At 72.8% G+C, this 19,212-nt stretch carries 20 protein-coding genes and 1 riboswitch; of the genes, 12 read left to right on the top strand and 8 right to left on the bottom strand.

Going from position 1 to position 19,212, the window contains the following annotated elements:
- Nucleotides 1-26: 26 nt before the first annotated feature.
- From AB0398_RS20680 to AB0398_RS20670, 3 genes are all read right to left on the bottom strand, one after another.
- Nucleotides 27-884, bottom strand: coding sequence for a hypothetical protein (locus AB0398_RS20680; protein ID WP_366377048.1), 858 nt, complete (start codon nt 882-884; stop codon nt 27-29).
- A gap of 177 nt (nt 885-1,061) precedes the next feature.
- Nucleotides 1,062-1,259 carry a DUF397 domain-containing protein gene (locus tag AB0398_RS20675; RefSeq protein ID WP_366377046.1) on the bottom strand — a complete coding sequence of 66 codons (198 nt, stop codon included), beginning with the start codon at nt 1,257-1,259 and terminating at the stop codon, nt 1,062-1,064.
- Nucleotides 1,241-2,083, bottom strand: a complete 843-nt coding sequence (locus AB0398_RS20670; RefSeq protein ID WP_366377044.1) for a helix-turn-helix transcriptional regulator — start codon at nt 2,081-2,083, stop codon at nt 1,241-1,243. The genes AB0398_RS20675 and AB0398_RS20670 overlap by 19 nt, the downstream gene beginning before the upstream one ends.
- Nucleotides 2,084-2,258: 175 nt before the next feature.
- Here AB0398_RS20670 and AB0398_RS20665 point away from each other — a divergent pair, with 175 nt between their 5' ends.
- Entirely contained in the window at nt 2,259-2,651 is a 393-nt protein-coding gene (locus tag AB0398_RS20665; RefSeq protein WP_366377042.1) for a hypothetical protein, read from the top strand.
- Between the two features lie 33 nt (nt 2,652-2,684).
- Here AB0398_RS20665 and AB0398_RS20660 read toward each other — a convergent pair whose 3' ends face one another.
- Nucleotides 2,685-3,872 (bottom strand): teichoic acid biosynthesis protein C, encoded by a 1,188-nt coding sequence (locus tag AB0398_RS20660; protein WP_366377040.1) that lies wholly within the window; start codon nt 3,870-3,872, stop codon nt 2,685-2,687.
- A 160-nt stretch (nt 3,873-4,032) separates the two neighbouring features.
- On the opposite strand from AB0398_RS20660, the gene AB0398_RS20655 reads away from it, so the two are divergent.
- Nucleotides 4,033-4,650: a hypothetical protein gene (locus AB0398_RS20655; RefSeq protein ID WP_366377039.1), complete on the top strand. Its 618-nt coding sequence runs from the start codon at nt 4,033-4,035 to the stop codon at nt 4,648-4,650.
- Nucleotides 4,651-4,695: 45 nt separating this feature from the next.
- On the opposite strand, the gene AB0398_RS20650 is transcribed toward AB0398_RS20655, so the two are convergent.
- The 3 genes from AB0398_RS20650 to AB0398_RS20640 are packed head-to-tail and all read right to left on the bottom strand — an operon-like array spanning nt 4,696 to nt 6,274.
- Nucleotides 4,696-5,301, bottom strand: coding sequence for a GNAT family N-acetyltransferase (locus tag AB0398_RS20650; RefSeq protein ID WP_366377037.1), 606 nt, complete (start codon nt 5,299-5,301; stop codon nt 4,696-4,698).
- 26 nt (nt 5,302-5,327) lie between these two features.
- Nucleotides 5,328-5,906, bottom strand: coding sequence for a hypothetical protein (locus AB0398_RS20645; RefSeq protein ID WP_366377035.1), 579 nt, complete (start codon nt 5,904-5,906; stop codon nt 5,328-5,330).
- Nucleotides 5,903-6,274 carry a PadR family transcriptional regulator gene (locus AB0398_RS20640; protein ID WP_366377033.1) on the bottom strand — a complete coding sequence of 124 codons (372 nt, stop codon included), beginning with the start codon at nt 6,272-6,274 and terminating at the stop codon, nt 5,903-5,905. Before AB0398_RS20640 ends, AB0398_RS20645 begins: the two co-directional genes overlap by 4 nt.
- A 135-nt stretch (nt 6,275-6,409) precedes the next feature.
- Here AB0398_RS20640 and AB0398_RS20635 point away from each other — a divergent pair, with 135 nt between their 5' ends.
- Nucleotides 6,410-7,042, top strand: a complete 633-nt coding sequence (locus AB0398_RS20635) for a VanZ family protein (RefSeq protein WP_366377031.1) — start codon at nt 6,410-6,412, stop codon at nt 7,040-7,042.
- On the opposite strand, the gene AB0398_RS20630 is transcribed toward AB0398_RS20635, so the two are convergent.
- Nucleotides 6,948-9,353, bottom strand: a complete 2,406-nt coding sequence (locus AB0398_RS20630; protein ID WP_366377029.1) for a YfhO family protein — start codon at nt 9,351-9,353, stop codon at nt 6,948-6,950. The two genes, AB0398_RS20635 and AB0398_RS20630, sit on opposite strands and share 95 nt — an antisense overlap.
- A gap of 261 nt (nt 9,354-9,614) precedes the next feature.
- On the opposite strand from AB0398_RS20630, the gene AB0398_RS20625 reads away from it, so the two are divergent.
- From AB0398_RS20625 to AB0398_RS20585, 9 genes are all read left to right on the top strand, one after another.
- Nucleotides 9,615-10,292, top strand: a complete 678-nt coding sequence (locus AB0398_RS20625; protein ID WP_366377027.1) for a SurA N-terminal domain-containing protein — start codon at nt 9,615-9,617, stop codon at nt 10,290-10,292.
- Between the two features lie 19 nt (nt 10,293-10,311).
- A complete protein-coding gene (locus AB0398_RS20620) occupies nt 10,312-11,271 on the top strand; it encodes a nucleoside triphosphate pyrophosphohydrolase (protein ID WP_366377025.1) in 960 nt (319 codons plus the stop codon).
- 135 nt (nt 11,272-11,406) lie between these two features.
- Complete coding sequence (locus AB0398_RS20615) at nt 11,407-12,774, top strand: cytochrome P450 (RefSeq protein ID WP_366377023.1); 1,368 nt, start codon at nt 11,407-11,409, stop codon at nt 12,772-12,774.
- Nucleotides 12,775-12,868: 94 nt separating this feature from the next.
- Nucleotides 12,869-14,002: a transglycosylase family protein gene (locus AB0398_RS20610; RefSeq protein ID WP_366377022.1), complete on the top strand. Its 1,134-nt coding sequence runs from the start codon at nt 12,869-12,871 to the stop codon at nt 14,000-14,002.
- Between the two features lie 258 nt (nt 14,003-14,260).
- A riboswitch (cyclic di-AMP (ydaO/yuaA leader) is annotated at nt 14,261-14,432 on the top strand.
- Between the two features lie 3 nt (nt 14,433-14,435).
- The gene (locus tag AB0398_RS20605) at nt 14,436-15,161 is read left to right on the top strand and encodes a transglycosylase family protein (RefSeq protein WP_366377020.1); all 726 of its coding nucleotides are present in this window, start codon (nt 14,436-14,438) and stop codon (nt 15,159-15,161) included.
- 322 nt (nt 15,162-15,483) lie between these two features.
- On the top strand, nt 15,484-16,776 hold the full coding sequence (gene eno / locus AB0398_RS20600; protein WP_366377018.1) for a phosphopyruvate hydratase: 1,293 nt from the start codon (nt 15,484-15,486) through the stop codon (nt 16,774-16,776).
- Nucleotides 16,777-16,878: 102 nt separating this feature from the next.
- Nucleotides 16,879-17,349 (top strand): septum formation initiator family protein, encoded by a 471-nt coding sequence (locus tag AB0398_RS20595; RefSeq protein WP_030215997.1) that lies wholly within the window; start codon nt 16,879-16,881, stop codon nt 17,347-17,349.
- Between the two features lie 39 nt (nt 17,350-17,388).
- Entirely contained in the window at nt 17,389-17,931 is a 543-nt protein-coding gene (locus AB0398_RS20590; protein WP_366377016.1) for a DUF501 domain-containing protein, read from the top strand.
- Nucleotides 17,928-18,842: a Ppx/GppA phosphatase family protein gene (locus tag AB0398_RS20585; protein WP_366377014.1), complete on the top strand. Its 915-nt coding sequence runs from the start codon at nt 17,928-17,930 to the stop codon at nt 18,840-18,842. The genes AB0398_RS20590 and AB0398_RS20585 overlap by 4 nt, the downstream gene beginning before the upstream one ends.
- The last annotated feature ends 370 nt before the right edge of the window (nt 18,843-19,212 follow it).

The raw sequence follows: 19,212 nt of genomic DNA, 5'->3' as shown, positions 1-19,212 counted from the left end.
GGCGGCGGCCCGGCCGCTCCGAACGGTCAGTCGGGCAACTGGACGTTCCAGGTGCGGTTGCCCGCCGCCTGGTGGTTGACCGCCACCGCCTCCTCCGGGTTCTCCGCGTCGAAGGCGGACGTCACGCGGTGCACCATCTCGTCGCTCTCCCAGTAAGGCTCGGCCTTGGTGAAGCGTCCGCCCTGCTTCTTGCGGACCTTCCACCGGAACCGGACCGTGTAGTCGACCAGGAAGTAGCCCGCCGACATGCGCGTGCTGGTGGAGAAGCCGGGGTTGTCGACGAAGGTGATCCGGTCGGCCGTGTTGAGGACGTTGCCGTCCTCGTCGTTGTACGGCGGACGGAAGGGACCGTCCACGACCCAGGCCCGGCTGGACTTCTTGGGCCGGTAGTTCGTCGACGACGGAACGATCTGCCGGCTCTCGTCGGAGACCTCCTGCCAGAAGTCGTACGCCTCGGCCGCCGGCGTCTCCATCCCGTTCGCGCGGCGCAGGGTCGCGGTCTGGGCGAAGCCGATGGCGTTGCTGCCGTTCAGCGACTGCTCCTGGTCGCCCTCGTACGCGGAGTTGAAGACGAGGGTCGGGTTGCCGATCTCCTCCTCGACCTTCTTCTCCTTGCCCTTCACCGAGGGCGTCGCCCCGGCCTTCCCGCTGCGAGTGGTCCGGGTGACCGCTCCCGCCTCGGTCTTCTGCTGGTTCGTCGGCGGGCTCTCGCCGCGCTCGACGACCTCGTCCTGACCGCGCTTGGTGCGCGTGCTGGGCGCGGCGTGCGGCACCACCGGCCCGCCCGCGCCCCGCGAGATCATCCGCCCGAGCGCGTCGTTGCCCACCGAGCGCTGCATGACCGCGGCCGCCGCCGGGACGACCGGCTCGAACCCCGCGGACACCCGCCGGTCCCGACCAGGACCCTCCGCGCGCCGCGCCGACTTCCCGGCTCCCTCGACTTCTTCCCGGTGCTTGCGTAATGGCACGGCGCTCACTCCCACGCGTAGATGATCTGCCCCTGCCACACGGTAACCGGGAGCCTCGGGGCACGACAGGGGCCCCGTTTCCCGGCCCGCGCCTCAGCCCCCGGCCTTCACCCCGTCCACGAAGGACGCCCAGGCGCTGGTCGCGAAGACGAGGACGGGGCCGGTCGGGACCTTGCTGTCACGGACGGGGACGTGGGGGAGGCGGTCGGCGACCTCCAGGCACTGGCCGCCGTCGTAGTTGCTGTAAGAACTCTTGCGCCACATGATGGTGCTCAGATCGACGGCTTGCACGCTGCTTCCTCCAACGTCTGCATGATGAACTTCCTGGAATCGGCTGGTGAAAGGGCCAGGTCGCGGACTGAGTCGTATCGAAGTTGGAGCCGATCGACGGCGGCCGTTTCCTCGACGACCTGGCCGGAGTGAGAGGTCTCCACCCAGGCCACCGTCCGGCCGTCCGTGGGCTTCAGGAACATCACGTCCGTGCCTCCGAGGGTGTACAGCCCGAACGAGTGGAGTACCACTTGGATGGTCACGTTCCGACGCTCACCGACTGTGAGGAGGTGCTCCAACTGCTCCTGCCACTGGTCCCGGACCGGTAGTGGCGTGCGGAGCACCGTCTCCGAGAGGATCGTGCGGAACGAGGGGGCGTTCTCACCCTCCAGCAGGGTGCGCCGCCCCCATCGGGCCTCGACCTGTCTGGTCAGTTCGTCGCCTTTGAACCTGCCCAGCTCCAGCACGGCCTGTGCGTACGCCTTCGTCTGGAGCAGGCCGGGCAGCAGGTAGGGCGCGTAATGCCACAGACTGATCGCCTCTGCCTCCAGTGTCATGTATCTCCGGTACCGCTCCTTGAACTGCGTCGGGTCCCCCATCGCCAGTTCCCACAGCGTCAGCAACAGCCCCGGCGTCCCGTAGTACTGGTCCAACGCCTGCACGACCTCCGGGCCGCCCAGCGTCTCCCCGTTCTCCATCTTCGAGAACAGGGACCAGTCCCAGCCGACTGCCTCGCCCAACTTCCTCAGGGGAAGATCCCGTTCGGCCCGCAGCGACCGCAGTTCCTCCGCGAACCGCTTCCTCGGCTCCTGGCTCCGGCCCGTGACCGCCCGTCTCGCCGGCATGGCGCGCCCTCCCCTTGTGGAAGATGTGGAACTACCCGCGCCACCTGCAGAAGTACCGCCCGACCGCGCTCTTCGTCCCCTGGAACCGGGCCATTCTCGTCTCGTACCCGGAACACGCACGGTAGTCCACCCATGGCGCTCCGCGCAGGGTGTGGAGGAGAAGGAGAGAGGGCGCATGGAGTCGCACGGACCGGAGCGCGGGGCGCTCGTGTACGACCAGGTGGCGCGCGTGGTGGGGGAGTTCCGGGGGAAGGCCGGGCCGTACGCGATGCTGCGGCCCGTGGGCGGTGGCCGGGAGTGGCAGGCGGACCCCGCCGACCTGCGCCCGGCCACTCCCGCCGAGCGGCTGAGCGCGGGCGTGCGGGCGGCCAACGACCGGGCCCGCGCGGGGGCGGAGGCGACGGCCCCGGTGCCGGACCTGAGCCACCCGCCCCGACCCGTACCGCACTGCGTGGCCTGCGCGCTGCTCGTACGGGAGCGCCGGGAGGCCCGGGAGCGGTTCGACCGCAGCGCGGAGACGGACGCGAACGTCCTGATGCGCCGCCACCTGGCCCGGGACCACCCCTGAGCGTTCACTCCCGTGCCGGGATGCCCGTGCGCGTCACGAGGGCTGGATGAGCACGGACTTTCCGTAGATGCTCGCCACGCGCGAGCCGGGCTCCCCCGAGGCGAAGCCCATGCCGATGCTGAACACACCGGGCTTGGAGAGGTCCGGAACGTAGACCCCGAGGCCTTCGGGCTCGCGGTAGTCCAGCGTGTACGCGGCCGTGGTGTGGAGGGGGTTGACGTTCTTGTTGAAGGGGGACGGCGGGGCGGGGGCGAAGGTGCCCGTGGTGAGGTCCACGGAGGTGAGGAACGTGTTCCCGATGTCGGGCTTGGAGATCACCACGTCCTGGCCGTCGATGTTCTCGACGAAACCGTAGTTGTTGCCGTGGTACAGGTAGAGGTACCGGCCGACGACGGCGTAGCCCTGGAGGTAGGGGTGGCCGTACGTGGTGAGGGGCCAGCCGGGGACCGAGGTGATCTTCGGCTCGCTGATGCTCGCGAGCGGCTGGGTCCAGATGCCGAGGCGTGCCAGGTCGAGGTCGTGCACCTGGAACTTCATCACGCCGTCCGTATCGCGGTAGCGGACGGCGAGCCGGCCGTAGACCGGGTCGACGCCGGCGGTGTTGATCGTGGAGCCGGGGACCGGCGTGTACTTGGCGAGCGTGGGCGAGGTGGTGTCGAGCACCTGGCCGTTGACGAAGGGGAAACGGGCCAGGCGGGTGCCCCGGTTGGACGGCTTGCCCGAGACGTCGACCACCTCGACGCCGTCGGCTTCGACCCACAGATAGGCCTTGCCGCCGACCGGCTCGACGCCGATGCTCATGCCGTGCCCGAAGCCGCGCAGGTACATGTAGCCGAGGGTGTTCCCGGACATGTCCCACTTGGTGAGGGTCAGGTCGCCGCGCCGATTGCGGTCGGCGCTGCTCACCGGTTCGCTCTCACCCGTGAGCTTCAGGCCTCCCTGCGTGACCTGCGCCAGGTAGATGTGGCCGTTGGCGTTGTCGTAGCCGATCGACTGGAGGATGGTGGAGTCGCGGGTGGGCTTCTCGCGTATCCAGTTCTCCGAGGGGCTGTTCAGGTCGAGCCGGGGGGAAGGAACCAGCAGCGCGGAGCCCGCTGCGGGATAGGTGGCGGCCGAGGCCGTTCCGGTGCCGAGGGACGCGGTCGCGGCGGCGAGCGCGCCGGTGCCGCTCCAGGCGAGCAGGGAGCGGCGGCTGGGGCGGGGGAGCTTGTCGTGGGTCACGACGCCCATCCAAGCGAAGGGCGCGGCCGTACTCAATCCGGTTCTCGCGGAAAGCTGTTGGGCCGGTGCCGGTTCCGACCGCAACCTTTCGCGTTGTCCGAGGGTCATGGGTGGGAAGCGTCCGCGGGGCGCCACGAGGATCGGCGGGGAGCGACCGCGCATGACAGAAGAGACCGCGGTCCGGAGCCGGACGGCCCGGTCCTCCCCGCGTGCGATGACCCTGGCGGCCGGGTGTCTCGTCCTGGCCGGGGCGGTGGGGTGGTGGGCGGATCAGGACGGCGGACTGCTCTGGGCGGCCCGGCTGCTCCACCACCCGCTGCTCTTCGGCGTGCTGACGCTGGGACTGCTGACGGCGGCGCTGATCGTCGCGGTGCGCAACCTGTTCGTCCGCGTCCTGGCGGGGGTGGCCTTCGGGCTCGCCCTCGTCATGACCCTTCCCGTCTTCCTCCTCGTGTTCCTCGACAGGCCCCGGGAGGCGTCGGACACGGCGGCCCCCGGCCGCGACGACCGCGGCCTCGTGATCGTGGAGGGGTCCGCCATGATCGATCCGCTGTGGTGGGTCTACGTGGACGAGGGGTGGGGGCCGATGACGCGGCGCTGGAAGGTGGGTTACTTCAACGGCGACGCCGCCGAGAACGCCCTCGTCCAGGCGACCTGGGAGGGACCCGACCGCGTCCGTCTGGTCACGGGGTACGCCGAGGACGGCACCGAACAGGTCCACCTCATCGACCTCGACCACGAGACGGGCCGCCCGTCCCGCGCGGTGCGGATGGGCTGAGACACCACCGCGCGGGCCCGGCCCGCGCCCGGCCGGGGAAAGGCGTCAGGCCCGCGGCTCGCGTCGCATCGCCCACAGGACCGGGCCGCCGCCCGGCAGGCTGAACTCGTCGCGGACGACGAAGCCGAAGTGCTCGTACACCGGCAGGTTGTCGGGCTTGGAGGACTCCAGGTAGACCGGCAGGCCCGCCGCGTCGGCCTTGGCGAGGCCCGAGCGGAGCAGGGCGGAGCCGTGGCCCCGTCCCCGGGCGGCGGGGTCGGCGCCGATGACGGCGAGGTACCAGTGGGGTTCGGTCGGGCCGTGTCCGGCGGCGGCCGTGACCGCGTCGCGGAAGGCGCCGGCCCGGTCGCCCAGGATCTCCTGGAGCTCCCGGATCGTCTCCGCGTCGGGAACGGCCTTCTCCGCGCCCTCGGGCGACACCCAGAAGGCCGCCGCCGCGTCGGTGCGCTCGCACACGCCGTGGAGGCCGTACTGCCGGGTGAAGAGGGTGGTGAAGTACCGGCCGAGGCCCGCCTCGCGGGTGGCGTCGTCGGGGAAGAACCAGCGCATCATCGGGTCGTCGCCGAAGGCGGAGGCCAGTGTGCGGCCGATGGCCGGAGCGTCGTCGATCACGGCCGTCTTCGGTGCGTTCGTTATGGGCATACGGGTCATTCTGCACCCGTGTTGATCTTGGTCCGTCAGGGGGTCGCCGTCCGGCGGGCCGCGCGGATCAGGCGGACCGCCGCCGTGACGGGGAGGACGACCCCGGCCACGAGGAGGGCGAGCAGCTCGAACACGCCGATGCGTCCCGCCCCGCCGAGCACGAAGGTGAGGAGGAGCGCGAGGGGGGTGAGGGAGACGAGGACGGTCGCGAGGGCCTTGGTGCCCCGCTCCCACGCGTCCGACGTCCACAGCATGACCAGGCCCGCGATCAGGACGGCCAGGCCGAGGAGGGGGTGGGCGTACCCGGCGACGCCGGTGGCGCCGAGCACGACGGCCGTGTGGGTCGTACGGCTCTTGGGTGCGCCCTCGGGCCGGGGCGCGGCGGGGGCCTCGGGCTCCTCCGCGCGGGCGGCGGCGACGATCGCGGCGGGGCTGCCGAGGCGGTCGAGGGCGGCGCGGACGGTCTCCGGGTCCCGCTCGTCGCCGACGGCGACGTCCAGGTGTTCGCGCAGGTCCGCGAGGAGTTCCTCGCGGCGCCCGGCCGGCAGGAAGGACGCCTCCCGCTCGACCGTCTCCAGGTAGTCGGTCACGAGGGGGTGCGCGGTGCGGGTCATGCGGAACCTCCGGGAGATGCGGTCAGGAAGTGGTCGACGCCGTCGCGGAAGCGCGGCCAGTCCTCGGTGAACTCGGCGAGCGCGGCCCGGCCGGACGCGGTGAGCGTGTAGTAGCGGCGGGCGGGCCCGGTGGCCGACTCGCGCAGCTCGGTGTCGACCAGGCCGTCGCGGCGGAGCCGGGACAGCAGGGGGTAGATCGTGCCCTGGCTGGTGGTCATGACGCTGACGGCGGCGAGTTCGTCGAGGATCTCGACGCCGTAGCGGGGGCCGCCCCGGAGGAGTGCCAGGACGCAGTACTCCAGGACGCCCTTGCGCAGCTGCACGGCCACCTTGCCGGCCGCATCGGATCTTGCTTCGCCAGGAACCATGTAATGCAAGGTACCTGGTGGAGTGGCGGGGATCAACGGTCCGCAGGCGGAGCGGATGCTTCCGCCCGTCCCCTCGCGGGCTTGGGCGCCGGGCCTCCGGGTAGCCGCCGCAGGAGATCTTCCGGGAGGCCTGTGGTGGGAACGCACGGAGACGAAGTCCTTTTCTCCGTCTGTCTGACGGTGCTCGCCGTCGCGATCGGCGCCCGGCAGGCGCGCAGGGAGGCGAAGGGCCCTCCGCCCGCCGGTCCGGGGGGCGGACGGGCGGTCTTCGGCCTCGTGGCCCTCCTCGCCCTCGTGCCGTTCCTGCTCATCACGCTCTCGCACGGCTACGGGACGGAGAACCGCATCTCGGCGGTCCCGTTCCGCGAGATCCTCGACGCCTCGGCCCACGCCGACGTGGACCTCTCGGACGTCGCGGCCGTCAACCTCGTCGGCAACGTCCTCCTGCTCGTCCCGTTCGGCGCGGCCGCCGCGTTCGTCTGGCCGGGCCGCCGGCGCGTGCTCAAGACCGCCCTGACGGCGGCGGCGCTCTCCCTCACCGTCGAGGTGGCGCAGTACGCGCTCTCCCTGGGCCGGGTCACCTCCGTCGACGACGTCCTCCTCAACACCTCCGGCGCCGCCCTGGGCGCCTTCCTGGTCCGGCGCTGGACCCGGACGACGCGGGCGCGGCGGCTCACCCCGCCGGCGTCCTCCGCGTCCGGGGCCGGGGCCGGAGGGAGGACGGGGAGAGGGGAGCGGGTCGGCGTCGGGAGGCGTTCCGGAGCCTGAGCAGGACTCCGGCCCGGAGCAGCAGCGCGACCGCCGCCACCGCTCCCGCCGCGAGCCCCGCCCGCAGGCCCGGCGGCCGGAAGGAGCAGGCGAGTTCGGTGCGGCCGTCCCCGAGGGGGACCGCCAGGAGGCCGCCGTACGCGGTCGGCGCCGGGCCCTCGCAGTGCCAGCCCGCGATGCGGGGGGCCGCCACGACCGCCGTGCCGCCGCCCGGCGGGAGGACGGCCCGTATGCCGGACGGGGTGACCTCCACCGAGGTCGCCGCGCGGGCGCGCAGGGCCGTGACCGCCGCCCGGAGGCGGTCGTGGTCCAGGCAGCCGAGCTCGCCGGGGCCCGGCAGGGACGGCCGCAGGCCGGGGGTCCGCTGGAGGCCGAGGGACACCATCGCCGCCTGCCGCTTCGGGCGTCCGCCCAGGAGCCGGACCTCGCGGTCGCCCAGGCGGGCCGGGCCCGTGGCGTCCGGGGCCCAGAGGAAGACCTCCGTGCCGACCCGGCACGCGCCCGCGTGCGGAGCCTCGTACACCCGCGAGCCGAGCAGGAGTTCCTGGTTCCGGAAGGGCGAGCGGCCGTAGGCCGGGGGCGGGCCCGGCGGCCGGACCGTCACCAGGGGCAGGCGCGTGTCCGTACGGACCACTCCGCCGTCCCGCCAGCGCGCGCCCACCGCGAACAGCGCGTCCGTCACCGGGTTGTCCAGGCCGAGCAGGTTCCGGCCCCGCGAGGTCCAGCCGCCGCCGAGCGCGTCGAGGGTGGCGGTGAGGACCGCCGGGGTGTGGCTGCTGTAGTACGCGGCGCCCTGGCCGCCCAGGAGCAGCGGGTCGTTGCCCGCGATCCGGGGCAGGCCCGGGTCCGTGCGGTGGGCGGGCCAGCCGTCCGCCGCCGCCAGGGCCGCCGCCCGCCGCTCCTGCTCCGGGCCGAGCGGCGGGTAGTCGTCGAGCCGCGCGAGCCGTTCCCGGTCCGCGTACGCCGTCGTCGCCGCCGACTGGCCGAGCAGGGTGCCCGTCACGAGGAGCGCGGCGAGCACGCCGTACCGGCCCCGGCGCGGGAGGAGCAGGGCCCCCGCCACGGCCGCGAGGCCTACGCCCGCGAGGACGAGCGCCCAGGAGGTGAGGACCGGGCTCGGCAGCGCCGCCAGGGCCAGGGCCAGGACGACGGCCGAGCCGCCGGCCACCGCCCGGCGGTCCGGCCGTCCGTGCGTCAGGGCCGTCCAGGCGGTCAGGACCAGGACCCCGGAGAGGACGAACGTCTGCCGGTACGGGCTGCCGTTCGGGGTCGCGAAGGCGTGCCAGAGCAGGTGCGTCGGGCCCCACTGCATCGACACCGCCACCACCGCGCACAGGCCCGGCCACAGCCACCGCTCCCGGCCCGGCACGTCCCGGCGGAACGGCAGCGCCCCCGCCAGGAGCAGGACCGCCGTGCAGACGAAGGCCGCCGGGGTCGCGAAGCCGTACGTCACCGGGAGCAGCCGGGCGAGGAAGTCCGTCCCGGCCACCGGGGCGAACTCCCGCACCAGGCCCGGGTGGGCCTGCCGGGAGCCGAGGAGGACGGGGAGGAGGACGGGGGCCGCCAGGCCCACCCCGGTCCCGGTCGTCACCGCCGCCCGCGCCAGGACCCGTACCGGCGTCCGTACCGCCGTCGACTCCGGCGTCCGCACCCGGAAGGAGTCCGTCGCCGCCAGGCGGACCAGGAGGACCAGGGCGGCGCCGAGGGTCGCCATGTACGCCGTGTAGAAGTTCGCGACCCAGCAGACCGCCACCACCAGCGGGCCCAGGAGCGGCCGGCGCCCCTCCCGCACCCACTCGCCCACCAGGCAGAGCAGCGGGAAGGCGATCAGGCCGTCCAGCCACATCGGGTTGTACGTGGCCTCCGCGAGCGACCAGCCGCACAGCGCGTACGAGGCGCCGAGCACCGCCGCCCACCACCACGCCCCCGGCCCGAGGCGGCGCAGGAGGACCGCCATCGCCGCCGCCGCGACCGCCGTCTTCAGGACCGTGATCGCGTACACCGCGTACTCGACGTCCGCGCGCGGGAAGAGCGCCACCAGCGGGGCGAGCGGGCTCGACAGGTACGTGCCGTAGTCGGGCAGGAAGGACGTCCCCCAGCCCGCCCGCCAGTCGAGCAGGAGCCCGCCGTCCGCTCGGCCCCGCAGCAGGTCCCACAGGTGCGCGTGGAACGGCACGAACTGGTTGGCGAGGTCGTTGACGGCCCGGTGGCGCGGCCCGAAGGGGAAGACCCGGGCGACGGCGTCCCCGCCGCAGACGGCGACGGCGGAGAGGAGGGCGGCCAGCAGGCAGGCACGTGTGGTCTTCGGCATGACGGGTCGAATATGCCAGCGAAAACGGGCGAAACCGCAGGACGGAGGGGCAGTTCACGCGATGGTCGCCCGGAGGTCATCCGGCGCCCTCGCGGGGCCCGGGCGGCGGGAGGAACGCGCGGGGCGGGCCGACACCCGGGTGACGGGTGAGTCGTTGGGGGAAACAGTCGCTCCGAAGTGGTGGCTCCGGCCCCGGCGACTCCCTACCATCGATCACCGCAAGGTCGTTCAACTGACGCACGACCAGCCCGGGAGGCTCCTTTGCACCGCCGCACGCAGCCCCGCAAGCCCCGCACGCCCCGCCGCACCGCGCTCGCCGTCTCCGCCGCGCTCCTCGTCGCGGCCCCGCTGCTCACCGCCTGCGGCGGCGACGCCCACCCGGGGGCCGCGGCCGTCGTCGGCGGCGAACGCATCGACGTCGCCAGCCTCCAGGCACAGGTGAAGGACGTCCGGACCGCGCAGGCGGCCTCCCCGGAGTCCGCGCAGCTCGTCGCGGCCACCGGCGACCTCAGCCGCCGCAAGCTCAACAGCATGATCTTCGACCGGGTCGTCGAGAAGGTCGCCCGCGACAACGGCGTCACCGCCAGCCGCGCCGAGCTCCAGCAGACCCGCACCGCCTTCGTCCGCCAGAGCGGCGGCGAGGAACGGCTCGCCGCCGCCCTCCTCCAGGAGCAGGGCGTCGCCCCCGGCCAGATCGACGGGGTCGTCCGCCGCAACGTCCTCCTCAACAAGATCGCCGCCAAGGTGGGCGCCGACGACAGCCCCGAGGGCCAGAAGAAGCTGACGGACGTCTTCACCGCCGCCTCCAAGGGCATGGACATCGACGTGAACCCGCGCTACGGCGCCTGGGACGACGCCCAGATCCGGCTGGCCTCCGCCACCCCGGCCTGGCTGCGGCGGATCAGCCAGGAGCCGAACGCCGCTCCGGCCGGTGCCTGAGGCCGGGTAGGTTCGGGGGGTGACTTCCGAAAGCCCCGGCCGCGTCGTCCTGCTCACCGCCAGCCACCGCGTGGCCCCCGGACTCCTGTCCTGGCCCGCGTGGCAGGCGCTGCGCTCCGCGGACCGGGTGCTCTGCCCCGACGAGCACCACCCCCAGCTGCCGTACCTGCGGGAGGCGGGCGTCGCCGTCGAGCACGCCCTGCCCACCGCCGAGGAGCTGGTCGGGGCCTGCGCCGGGGGCCGCACGGTCCTGCTCCTCGCCTCCGGCGAGGGCGACCGGCGCCTCACCGACGGCCTCGCCCGGCTCGCCGGCTCCGGCCGGGTCGCCATGCCGGAGCTCGAACTGCTGCCGGGCTCGTACGACCTGCCCGGCGCCCGCCTCCTCGACCTCGTCCAGGTCATGGACCGGGTCCGGCGCGAGTGCCCCTGGACCTCGGCGCAGACACACGAGGGGCTCGTGAAGTACGCCATCGAGGAGGCGTACGAGCTGGTCGAGGCGATCGAGGACGAGGACCGGACCGCGCTCCGGGAGGAGCTGGGCGACGTCCTGCTCCAGGTCGTCTTCCACGCCCGGATCGCCGAGGAGGACCCTGAGGAGCCGTTCTCCGTGGACGACGTGGCCGGGACCCTGGTCGAGAAGCTGATCCACCGCCACCCGCACGTCTTCGGGGACGCGACCGCCGAGACCCCCGAGGACGTCCACGCGCACTGGCAGCGGACCAAGGCGGTCGAGAAGCGGCGGGAGTCCGTCACCGACGGCGTGCCGCTCGGACAGCCCGGCCTCGCGCTCGCCGCGAAGCTGGCGGGCCGGGTGCGCGCGGCCGGCCTCGACGTGCCCGTCCCGGCGGACGGGGGCGTCGGCTACGAGCTGCTCGCCCTCGCGGCCCGCGCGGAGGCGGCGGGCGTCGACCCGGAGACGGCGCTGCGGGCCGCGGCCCGGACGTACCGGGACGCGATCCGGGCGGCGGAGGGGCTGTGAGGCCGTAGCGCCGTACGAGGGGGAGGGACCGCGAGGCCGTAGCGCCGTACAAGGGGAGGGCCGTCCCGGCCGGGGCGCGCGGGCCGTCCCGTACGGGCCGCCGGGGCGCACGGGGGCGCGCTGTACGGTCGGGGGGTGAGTGACAGCACCGCCCCGGACCCCGAGCCGCACCCCGCACCGACCTCCTGCCCGGCCTCCGGGGCGGCCCCGGCCCCCGACGCGGCCCCCGCCCCCGGCAGGGGCTCCGCGCCCGAGCTCTTCACCTGGGAGTTCGCCACCGATCCGTACCCCGCCTACGCCTGGCTGCGGGAGCACGCGCCCGTGCACCGGACGACGCTGCCCAGCGGGGTCGAGGCCTGGCTCGTGACGCGGTACGCGGACGCCCGGCAGGCCCTCGCGGACCAGCGGCTGTCCAAGAACCCGGCGCACCACGACGAGTCCCCGCACGCCAAGGGCAAGACGGGCATTCCGGGTGAGCGCAAGGCCGAGCTGATGACCCACCTGCTCAACATCGACCCGCCCGACCACACCCGGCTGCGGCGGCTCGTGTCGAAGGCCTTCACCCCGCGCCGGGTCGCCGAGTTCGCCCCGCGCGTCCAGGAGTTGACCGACCGCCTCATCGACGGCTTCGTGGCGAGGGGGAGCGCCGACCTCATCCACGAGTTCGCCTTTCCGCTCCCCATCTACGCCATCTGCGACCTGCTCGGCGTGCCCGAGGAGGACCAGGACGACTTCCGCGACTGGGCCGGGATGATGATCCGGCACGGCGGGGGCCCGCGCGGCGGGGTCGCGCGGTCGGTGAAGAAGATGCGCGGCTACCTCGCCGAGCTGATCCACCGCAAGCGCGAGGCGCCGGGCGACGACCTGATCTCGGGGCTCATCAAGGCCTCCGACCACGGCGAGCACCTCACCGAGAACGAGGTCGCCGCCATGGCCTTCATTCTTCTCTTCGCGGGCTTCGAGACCACGGTCAACCTGATCGGGAACGGCCTGTACGCCCTGCTCCGCAATCCCGGACAGAGGGGACTCCTCCAGGCCTCCCTCGCCGCCGGCGAGACCGCGCTCCTGGAGACCGGGATCGAGGAGCTGCTGCGGTACGACGGGCCCGTGGAGATGGCCACCTGGCGGTACGCCACGCGGGCGCTGACCATCGGCGGGCAGGAGATCCCGGCGGGCGACCCGGTGCTCGTGGTGCTCGCCGCCGCCGACCGGGATCCGGAGCGGTTCGACGGGCCCGACGTGCTCGACCTCGCCCGGCGCGACAACCAGCACCTCGGGTACGGCCACGGCATCCACTACTGCCTCGGCGCGCCCCTCGCCCGCCTCGAAGGACAGGTCGCGCTCGCCACCCTGCTGACCCGTCTGCCGGACCTGCGGCTCGCCGCCGATCCGGCCGAACTGCGGTGGCGCGGAGGGCTCATCATGCGCGGTTTGCGCACGCTTCCGGTGGAGTTCTCCCCGTCCGTACCCCTCTCGCACACTGACGGACCGTCAGAAATGTGATCTTCATGTGATCGGGTGGCCATCGACTTGTGACGAGCGTTCGAATGCCGCTACGTTTCGCCGCAGTCTCAGCCGTCACGCGAAAGGCGTACCTATGCGTTCCGGGAACGGACGACACCGTCGCCCCCGTCAGGCCCCCGCCCTCGTCGTCGCCGCGGGCGTGACCGGATCCGCCATGGCGCTGCCCCTGCTCGCCACCGGATCCGCGTCCGCCGCCGACGCCGCCACGTGGGACCGCGTCGCCGAGTGCGAGTCCGGCGGCCAGTGGACCGCCAACTTCGGGAACGGGATGTACGGCGGCCTCCAGTTCACCCAGGGCGACTGGGAGCGCCACGGCGGCCTGGCGTACGCGCCCAGCGCCGACCTGGCCAGCCGCGCCCAGCAGATCGCCGTGGCCGAGAAGGCCCTCGCCAAGGGCAGCGACGCCTGGGCGACCTGCGCGCCGATCGCCGGCCTGGCGAACGACGGGAAGCCCACCGGGGTCGACCCGGGCCCGGCCACCGCTCCGGCGCCCTCCGTGGCGCCCGTCCCCGAGTCGAACTGGAACTCGGGCTCGCCGGACGTCTCCGGGACCGCGCCGTCCACCGCGACGCCGGAGTCCCCCGCCACGCCGTCCGCCCCCGCCACGTCCACGGCGCCGGCCGCGCCGACGGCTCCCGCCGTCCCGGCGGGCCCGACCGCGCCGACCGCCCCCGCCACGCCGTCCGCGCCGTCCGGGTCGACCGGGTCGACGGATCCGGCGGATCCGACGCTCCCGGCCGACCCGACGCTCCCGGTGGACCCGACGGCTCCCGTCGCCCCCGAGGAGTCCGTGACGCCCGGCACGCCCGTGACGCCCGGTGTTCCGGGAGACGGGGGAGCGTCGGCCACGCCCGGTACGGGCAAGCACCGGGGCGAGGCCGCCCCGGAGGAAACCGACAAGCCGGACAGCTTCGCCGAAGCCGGTAGACATGCCTCGGACAAGGACAAGTCTTCCGAAGGGTCCGAATCGCTCCCCGTCGCTGACGAAGCGAAGAATGCGGACACAACGGACAGTCAGGGCTCTTCGGGTGAATACGTCGTGCGTCCGGGTGACAGCCTTTCGGGTATCGCCCAGGCGAACGAACTGCCCGGAGGCTGGACCGCCCTCTACGACGCCAACAAGCGGACCGTGGGCATCGATCCGGACCTCATCCTCCCTGGTCAGAACCTCGATCTGACGGCGGGTCCGACCTCGGTGGAGGGGTAGTTCGCGGGCGTATGTCCGGTTCTGGACGAGTGAGACATGGGTCTCTTTGTCCCAACTGGCGTGTCGCGCCCGCAAACTCCGCTTCCGTCACCTCCTACCTGCGCAAACAGTCCCCTCCGAAGGGCAAGAAGAGGCGAAATTCGTCGTATGAGCCTCTTTGAACTTCGGGGGGTTCTGTGTCTACGGTCATCACCGCTCGCCACCGCGGGCCCCGTCGACCGAAACGCCGAATCCTGCCGTCGGTCGATGGGAACAGTCGTCGCGCAAGCGCCGAAGGCAGGAGCGGGGGACCCAAGGTAAGTGCCGGCCCCGGCCGTCGAGAGACGGCCGACGACCGGCTTGGGGTGAAGTCGCGTGCTAGGACACGCGGCCGGGCAACTCTTCGGCCCGAACCCGACAGCTCACCTCGCAGGCGTCGGTGAGGAGAATCCCCATGCTGTTTTCCACCAAGGGCAAACACCGCCGTCCCTCCAAGGCCACCCAGATCGCCGCGCTCGTCGGCGTCACCGGTGTCGCCGTCGCCGCCCCGCTGATGACCGCGGGCGCCGCCTCGGCCGCCACCTCCTCCGAGTGGGACCGCGTCGCCCAGTGCGAGTCCGGCGGCAACTGGTCCATCAACACCGGCAACGGCTACTACGGCGGCCTCCAGTTCTCGGCCTCCACCTGGGCCGCGTACGGCGGCACCGCCTACGCCTCGACCGCCGACCAGGCGTCGAAGTCCCAGCAGATCGCCGTCGCCGAGAAGGTCCTCGCGGGCCAGGGCAAGGGTGCCTGGCCGAGCTGCGGCGTGGGCCTCTCCGGCGCCTCCTACGACGGCGGCTCCGCCGAGAGCGCGCAGGAGCAGCCGAAGCCGAAGAAGAAGCAGAAGAAGCAGCGCACGGCCGAGCAGCCGACCACCCGCAGCGAGCAGCGCCAGGCCCCGAAGCAGGAGCGCCAGTCCGCTCCGGGGGCCGAGGCCGGGAAGACCGTCACCACCCCGACCGGCGAGACGGTCGAGAAGGGCGACGGCGAGTACAAGGTCGTGACCGGCGACACCCTCAGCAAGATCGCCGAGGCGCAGGGCGTCGAGGGCGGCTGGGCCGAGATCTTCGAGCTCAACAAGGACATCGTCGACGACGCCGACCTGATCTACCCGGGCCAGCAGCTCCACCTGAAGTGAGCCCGGCGGGTCGCGTGAGTCCGGCGGCTCACGCGTCCCCCACGACCCTCCCGCGGTGACCCACCCCGGTCCGGCGCGCCCGTCCCCCGTGCGCGCCGGACCGGGGTTCCGTCTTTCACCGGCCTCCCGGGGCCCACCTGATGGTTACCGTCCAGTAGATCTGGGGCCTTTCGCCCCGCTGTGCGTGCCCTTGGGTCCTTTTTCGTCCCAGGGGGCGGGCGCCCGGCCGGTCGGAGCCTCCGGGGCGGTTAGGCTCTTGTCGCAAGGCCAAGCGACCCCGCATCGACCTTGCGTCACATCCAGCGTCACATCCCAGAAGGAGATGCTCGTGCCGTCCATCGACGTCGTCGTAGCCCGGGAAATCCTGGACTCCCGAGGCAACCCCACGGTCGAGGTCGAGGTCGGCCTCGACGACGGCAGCACCGGCCGTGCTGCCGTTCCGTCCGGCGCCTCCACCGGTGCGTTCGAGGCCCTGGAGCTCCGCGACGGTGACCCCAACCGTTACCAGGGCAAGGGTGTCGAGAAGGCCGTCCTCGCCGTCATCGAGCAGATCGGCCCGGAGCTCGTCGGCTACGACGCCACCGAGCAGCGCCTGATCGACCAGGCCATGTTCGACCTGGACGCCACCCCGGACAAGTCCTCGCTCGGCGCCAACGCCATCCTCGGCGTCTCCCTCGCCGTCGCGCACGCCGCCTCCGAGGCCAGCGACCTCCCGCTCTTCCGCTACCTGGGCGGCCCGAACGCGCACCTGCTGCCCGTTCCGATGATGAACATCCTCAACGGCGGGTCGCACGCCGACTCCAACGTGGACATCCAGGAGTTCATGATCGCCCCGATCGGCGCGGAGTCCTTCTCCGAGGCCCTCCGCTGGGGCACCGAGGTCTACCACACCCTCAAGTCCGTCCTGAAGTCCAAGGGCCTCTCCACCGGCCTCGGCGACGAGGGCGGCTTCGCCCCGAACCTCGGCTCCAACCGCGAGGCGCTCGACCTCATCCTGGAGGCGATCAAGCAGGCCGGCTACGTGCCCGGCAAGGACATCGCGCTCGCGCTCGACGTCGCCGCCTCCGAGTTCTACAAGGACGGCTCGTACGAGTTCGAGGGCAAGTCCCGCTCGGCCGCCGAGATGACCGAGTACTACGAGGAGCTCGTCTCCGCGTACCCGCTGGTCTCCATCGAGGACCCGCTGTTCGAGGACGACTGGGCCGGCTGGAACGTCATCACCGAGAAGCTCGGCGAGAAGGTCCAGCTCGTCGGCGACGACCTGTTCGTCACCAACCCGGAGCGCCTGGCCCGGGGCATCGAGGAGAAGTCCGCGAACGCCCTGCTGGTCAAGGTCAACCAGATCGGCTCGCTGACCGAGACCCTCGACGCGGTCGAGCTGGCCCAGCGCAGCGGCTTCAAGTGCATGATGTCCCACCGCTCCGGCGAGACCGAGGACGTCACCATCGCCGACCTGGCCGTCGCCACCAACTGCGGCCAGATCAAGACCGGCGCCCCGGCCCGCTCCGAGCGCGTCGCCAAGTACAACCAGCTGCTGCGCATCGAGGAGATCCTCGACGACGCCGCGGTGTACGCCGGCCGCAGCGCCTTCCCGCGGTTTCGCACCGCGAACTGATCGGCACGGCAAGGGCTGACACCCGCTCTCATCCGTACGTCCCCGTACTCGGTCCCGTACCGTGTGCGGGGACGTCCGCGTGAACAGGGGAGGCGACACGACATGGCCGTGAAGGACCGGGACCGGTTCTCGACCGCGACCCGGCTCAGGCTGCTCGGCGAGCAGACCGCCGCCCGTGTCTACCGCTCCCAGACCCGCCGTCAGGCCCGCCGCTCCCGGCTCACCGGCCGCGCGGCCTTCCTCGCGCTCGTCGTCTGCTCCCTGGTGGTGGCCCTCGCCTATCCCATGCGGAGCTACGTCTCCCAGCAGGGCGAGATCGCCGAGCAGGAGCGCAGGGCCGCCGAGGCGGCCCGGCGGGTGCAGGAGCTGAGGGACGAGAAGGCCCGCCTCCAGGACCCGGCCTACGTCCGCCGCCTCGCCCGCGAGCACCTGCACTACGTGCTCCCCGGCGAGACCGGCTTCACCGTGAACGACCCCGGCGCGGAGCAGCGGCCCCGCGCCGACCAGGGAGCGGCGGACCGCCCCTGGTACGACAACCTCTGGGACGGCGTGGACAACGCCGACCGCCGCTGACCTCCCGTACGACCGACGACCTAGGCACCCAAGGCAGACATGCAAACGCCCCCTCCGAAGACCGAACGCACCGAGCCCACCGAGGCGGACGTCGCCGCCTTCGAGCTCCAGCTCGGCCGGCCGCCCCGCGGCCTGCGCGCCATCGCGCACCGCTGCCCCTGCGGGCAGCCGGACGTCGTCGAGACCGCGCCCCGGCTCCCCGACGGCACCCCCTTCCCCACCACGTACTACCTGACCTGCCCCCGGGCGGCCTCGGCCATCGGCACCCTGGAGGCCAACGGGGTCATGAAGGAGATGCAGGCCCGGCTCGCCACCGACCCGGAGCTCGCCGACGCCTACCGGGCCGCGCACGAGGACTACCTCGCCCGCCGCGACGCCATCGAGGTCCTGGAGGGCTTCCCGAGCGCCGGCGGCATGCCGGACCGGGTCAAGTGCCTGCACGTCCTCGTCGGCCACTCGCTGGTCGCGGGCCCGGGCGTGAACCCGTTCGGCGACGAGGCGCTCGCGATGCTGCCGGAGTGGTGGGCGAAGGGCCCGTGCGTCACGCCGTGCGGCGACGAGGAGAAGGAGACCGCCGAATGACCAGGGTCGCCGGAATCGACTGCGGCACGAACTCCATCCGCCTGCTCGTCGCCGACGTGCACCCGGAGACGGGCGAGCTGGTCGAGCTGGACCGGCGGATGACGATCGTCCGGCTCGGCCAGGGCGTCGACCGGACCGGCCGGCTCGCCCCGGAGGCACTGGAGCGCACCTTCGCCGCCTGCCGCGAGTACGCCGCCGTGATCGAGGAGCTGGGCGCCGAGCGGATCCGCTTCGTCGCCACCTCCGCCTCCCGCGACGCCGAGAACCGCGACGAGTTCGTGAACGGGGTCGTGGAGATCCTCGGCGTCGAGCCCGAGGTCATCACCGGCGACCAGGAGGCCGCGTTCTCCTTCGTCGGCGCCACCGGCGAGCTGCCCGGCACCGAGACGTACCTCGTCGTGGACATCGGCGGCGGCTCCACCGAGTTCGTCACCGGCACCGACCACGTGCAGGCCGCCCGCTCGGTCGACATCGGCTGCGTCCGGCTCACCGAGCGGCACGTCCGCCACGACCCGCCGACCGCCGAGGAGGCCGAGGCGATCCGCGCCGACGTCCGGGCCGCGCTCGACCTGGCCGCCGAGGCCGTGCCGATCGACACGGCCGACGTCCTCGTCGGACTCGCCGGCTCCGTGACCACCGTCGCCGCCATCGCCCTCGGCCTCCCGGAGTACGACTCCGAGAAGGTCCACCACTCCCGGATCTCCGCCGGGCAGGTCGCCGAGGTCACCGACCGGCTCCTCGCCTCCACCCACGACGAGCGGGCCGCGATCCCCGTGATCCACCCCGGGCGGGTCGACGTGATCGTCGCCGGGGCGCTCGTCCTGCGGGAGATCGTCGAGCGCGTCGGCGCCCGCGAGGTGGTCGTCAGCGAGCACGACATCCTCGACGGGATCGCCCTGTCCGTGGCGTAGACCTCGATGGGAAGGCTCTATCCGCCGCATAGAGGTGCGCTATCGAGCCTTCCCACGGGGTTCCGCCGGGAAAGTTCGTGAAGTTCTTCACAAGGAAAAGGGCCCTGAGGGAGTCCGAAGGGGGTCGTTGGGCCCTCCGAGGGGTGTCTCAGGGCCCTTTCGCAGGCGCGGAGGCCGATCCGCCCGGTGTTTCCATCGCGTGAACGGGGCCTCCGGTTCAGGGTTAACGGAGGCTCTCCGGTCCAGTTCACGGGGGGTGAACAACGTTCGCCACTGCACCCCGGTTCCTTTGCAGGAACATGACGTGGATCACGTGGGCGGCGGAGTGTAGCAGAGGTGTCCACCAACCTTGTGAAGGGGCGCACGAACG

Origin of the sequence: Streptomyces sp. NPDC086147, from assembly GCF_040702165.1 — a bacterium.
Taxonomy (GTDB): domain Bacteria; phylum Actinomycetota; class Actinomycetes; order Streptomycetales; family Streptomycetaceae; genus Streptomyces.
The sequence above is the reverse complement of the archived record's forward strand: the minus strand, read 5'-3'. Positions and strand labels throughout refer to the sequence as shown.

Coding starts and splice junctions, on each gene's coding strand:
- AB0398_RS20670 (WP_366377044.1), bottom strand. CDS start 2,083: ATGCCGGCGAGACGGGCGGTCACGGGCCGGAGCCAGGAGCCGAGGAAG.
- AB0398_RS20665 (WP_366377042.1), top strand. CDS start 2,259: ATGGAGTCGCACGGACCGGAGCGCGGGGCGCTCGTGTACGACCAGGTG.
- AB0398_RS20655 (WP_366377039.1), top strand. CDS start 4,033: ATGACAGAAGAGACCGCGGTCCGGAGCCGGACGGCCCGGTCCTCCCCG.
- AB0398_RS20650 (WP_366377037.1), bottom strand. CDS start 5,301: ATGACCCGTATGCCCATAACGAACGCACCGAAGACGGCCGTGATCGAC.
- AB0398_RS20645 (WP_366377035.1), bottom strand. CDS start 5,906: ATGACCCGCACCGCGCACCCCCTCGTGACCGACTACCTGGAGACGGTC.
- AB0398_RS20640 (WP_366377033.1), bottom strand. CDS start 6,274: ATGGTTCCTGGCGAAGCAAGATCCGATGCGGCCGGCAAGGTGGCCGTG.
- AB0398_RS20630 (WP_366377029.1), bottom strand. CDS start 9,353: ATGCCGAAGACCACACGTGCCTGCCTGCTGGCCGCCCTCCTCTCCGCC.
- AB0398_RS20610 (WP_366377022.1), top strand. CDS start 12,869: ATGCGTTCCGGGAACGGACGACACCGTCGCCCCCGTCAGGCCCCCGCC.
- AB0398_RS20605 (WP_366377020.1), top strand. CDS start 14,436: ATGCTGTTTTCCACCAAGGGCAAACACCGCCGTCCCTCCAAGGCCACC.
- eno (WP_366377018.1), top strand. CDS start 15,484: ATGCTCGTGCCGTCCATCGACGTCGTCGTAGCCCGGGAAATCCTGGAC.
- AB0398_RS20595 (WP_030215997.1), top strand. CDS start 16,879: ATGGCCGTGAAGGACCGGGACCGGTTCTCGACCGCGACCCGGCTCAGG.
- AB0398_RS20590 (WP_366377016.1), top strand. CDS start 17,389: ATGCAAACGCCCCCTCCGAAGACCGAACGCACCGAGCCCACCGAGGCG.
- AB0398_RS20585 (WP_366377014.1), top strand. CDS start 17,928: ATGACCAGGGTCGCCGGAATCGACTGCGGCACGAACTCCATCCGCCTG.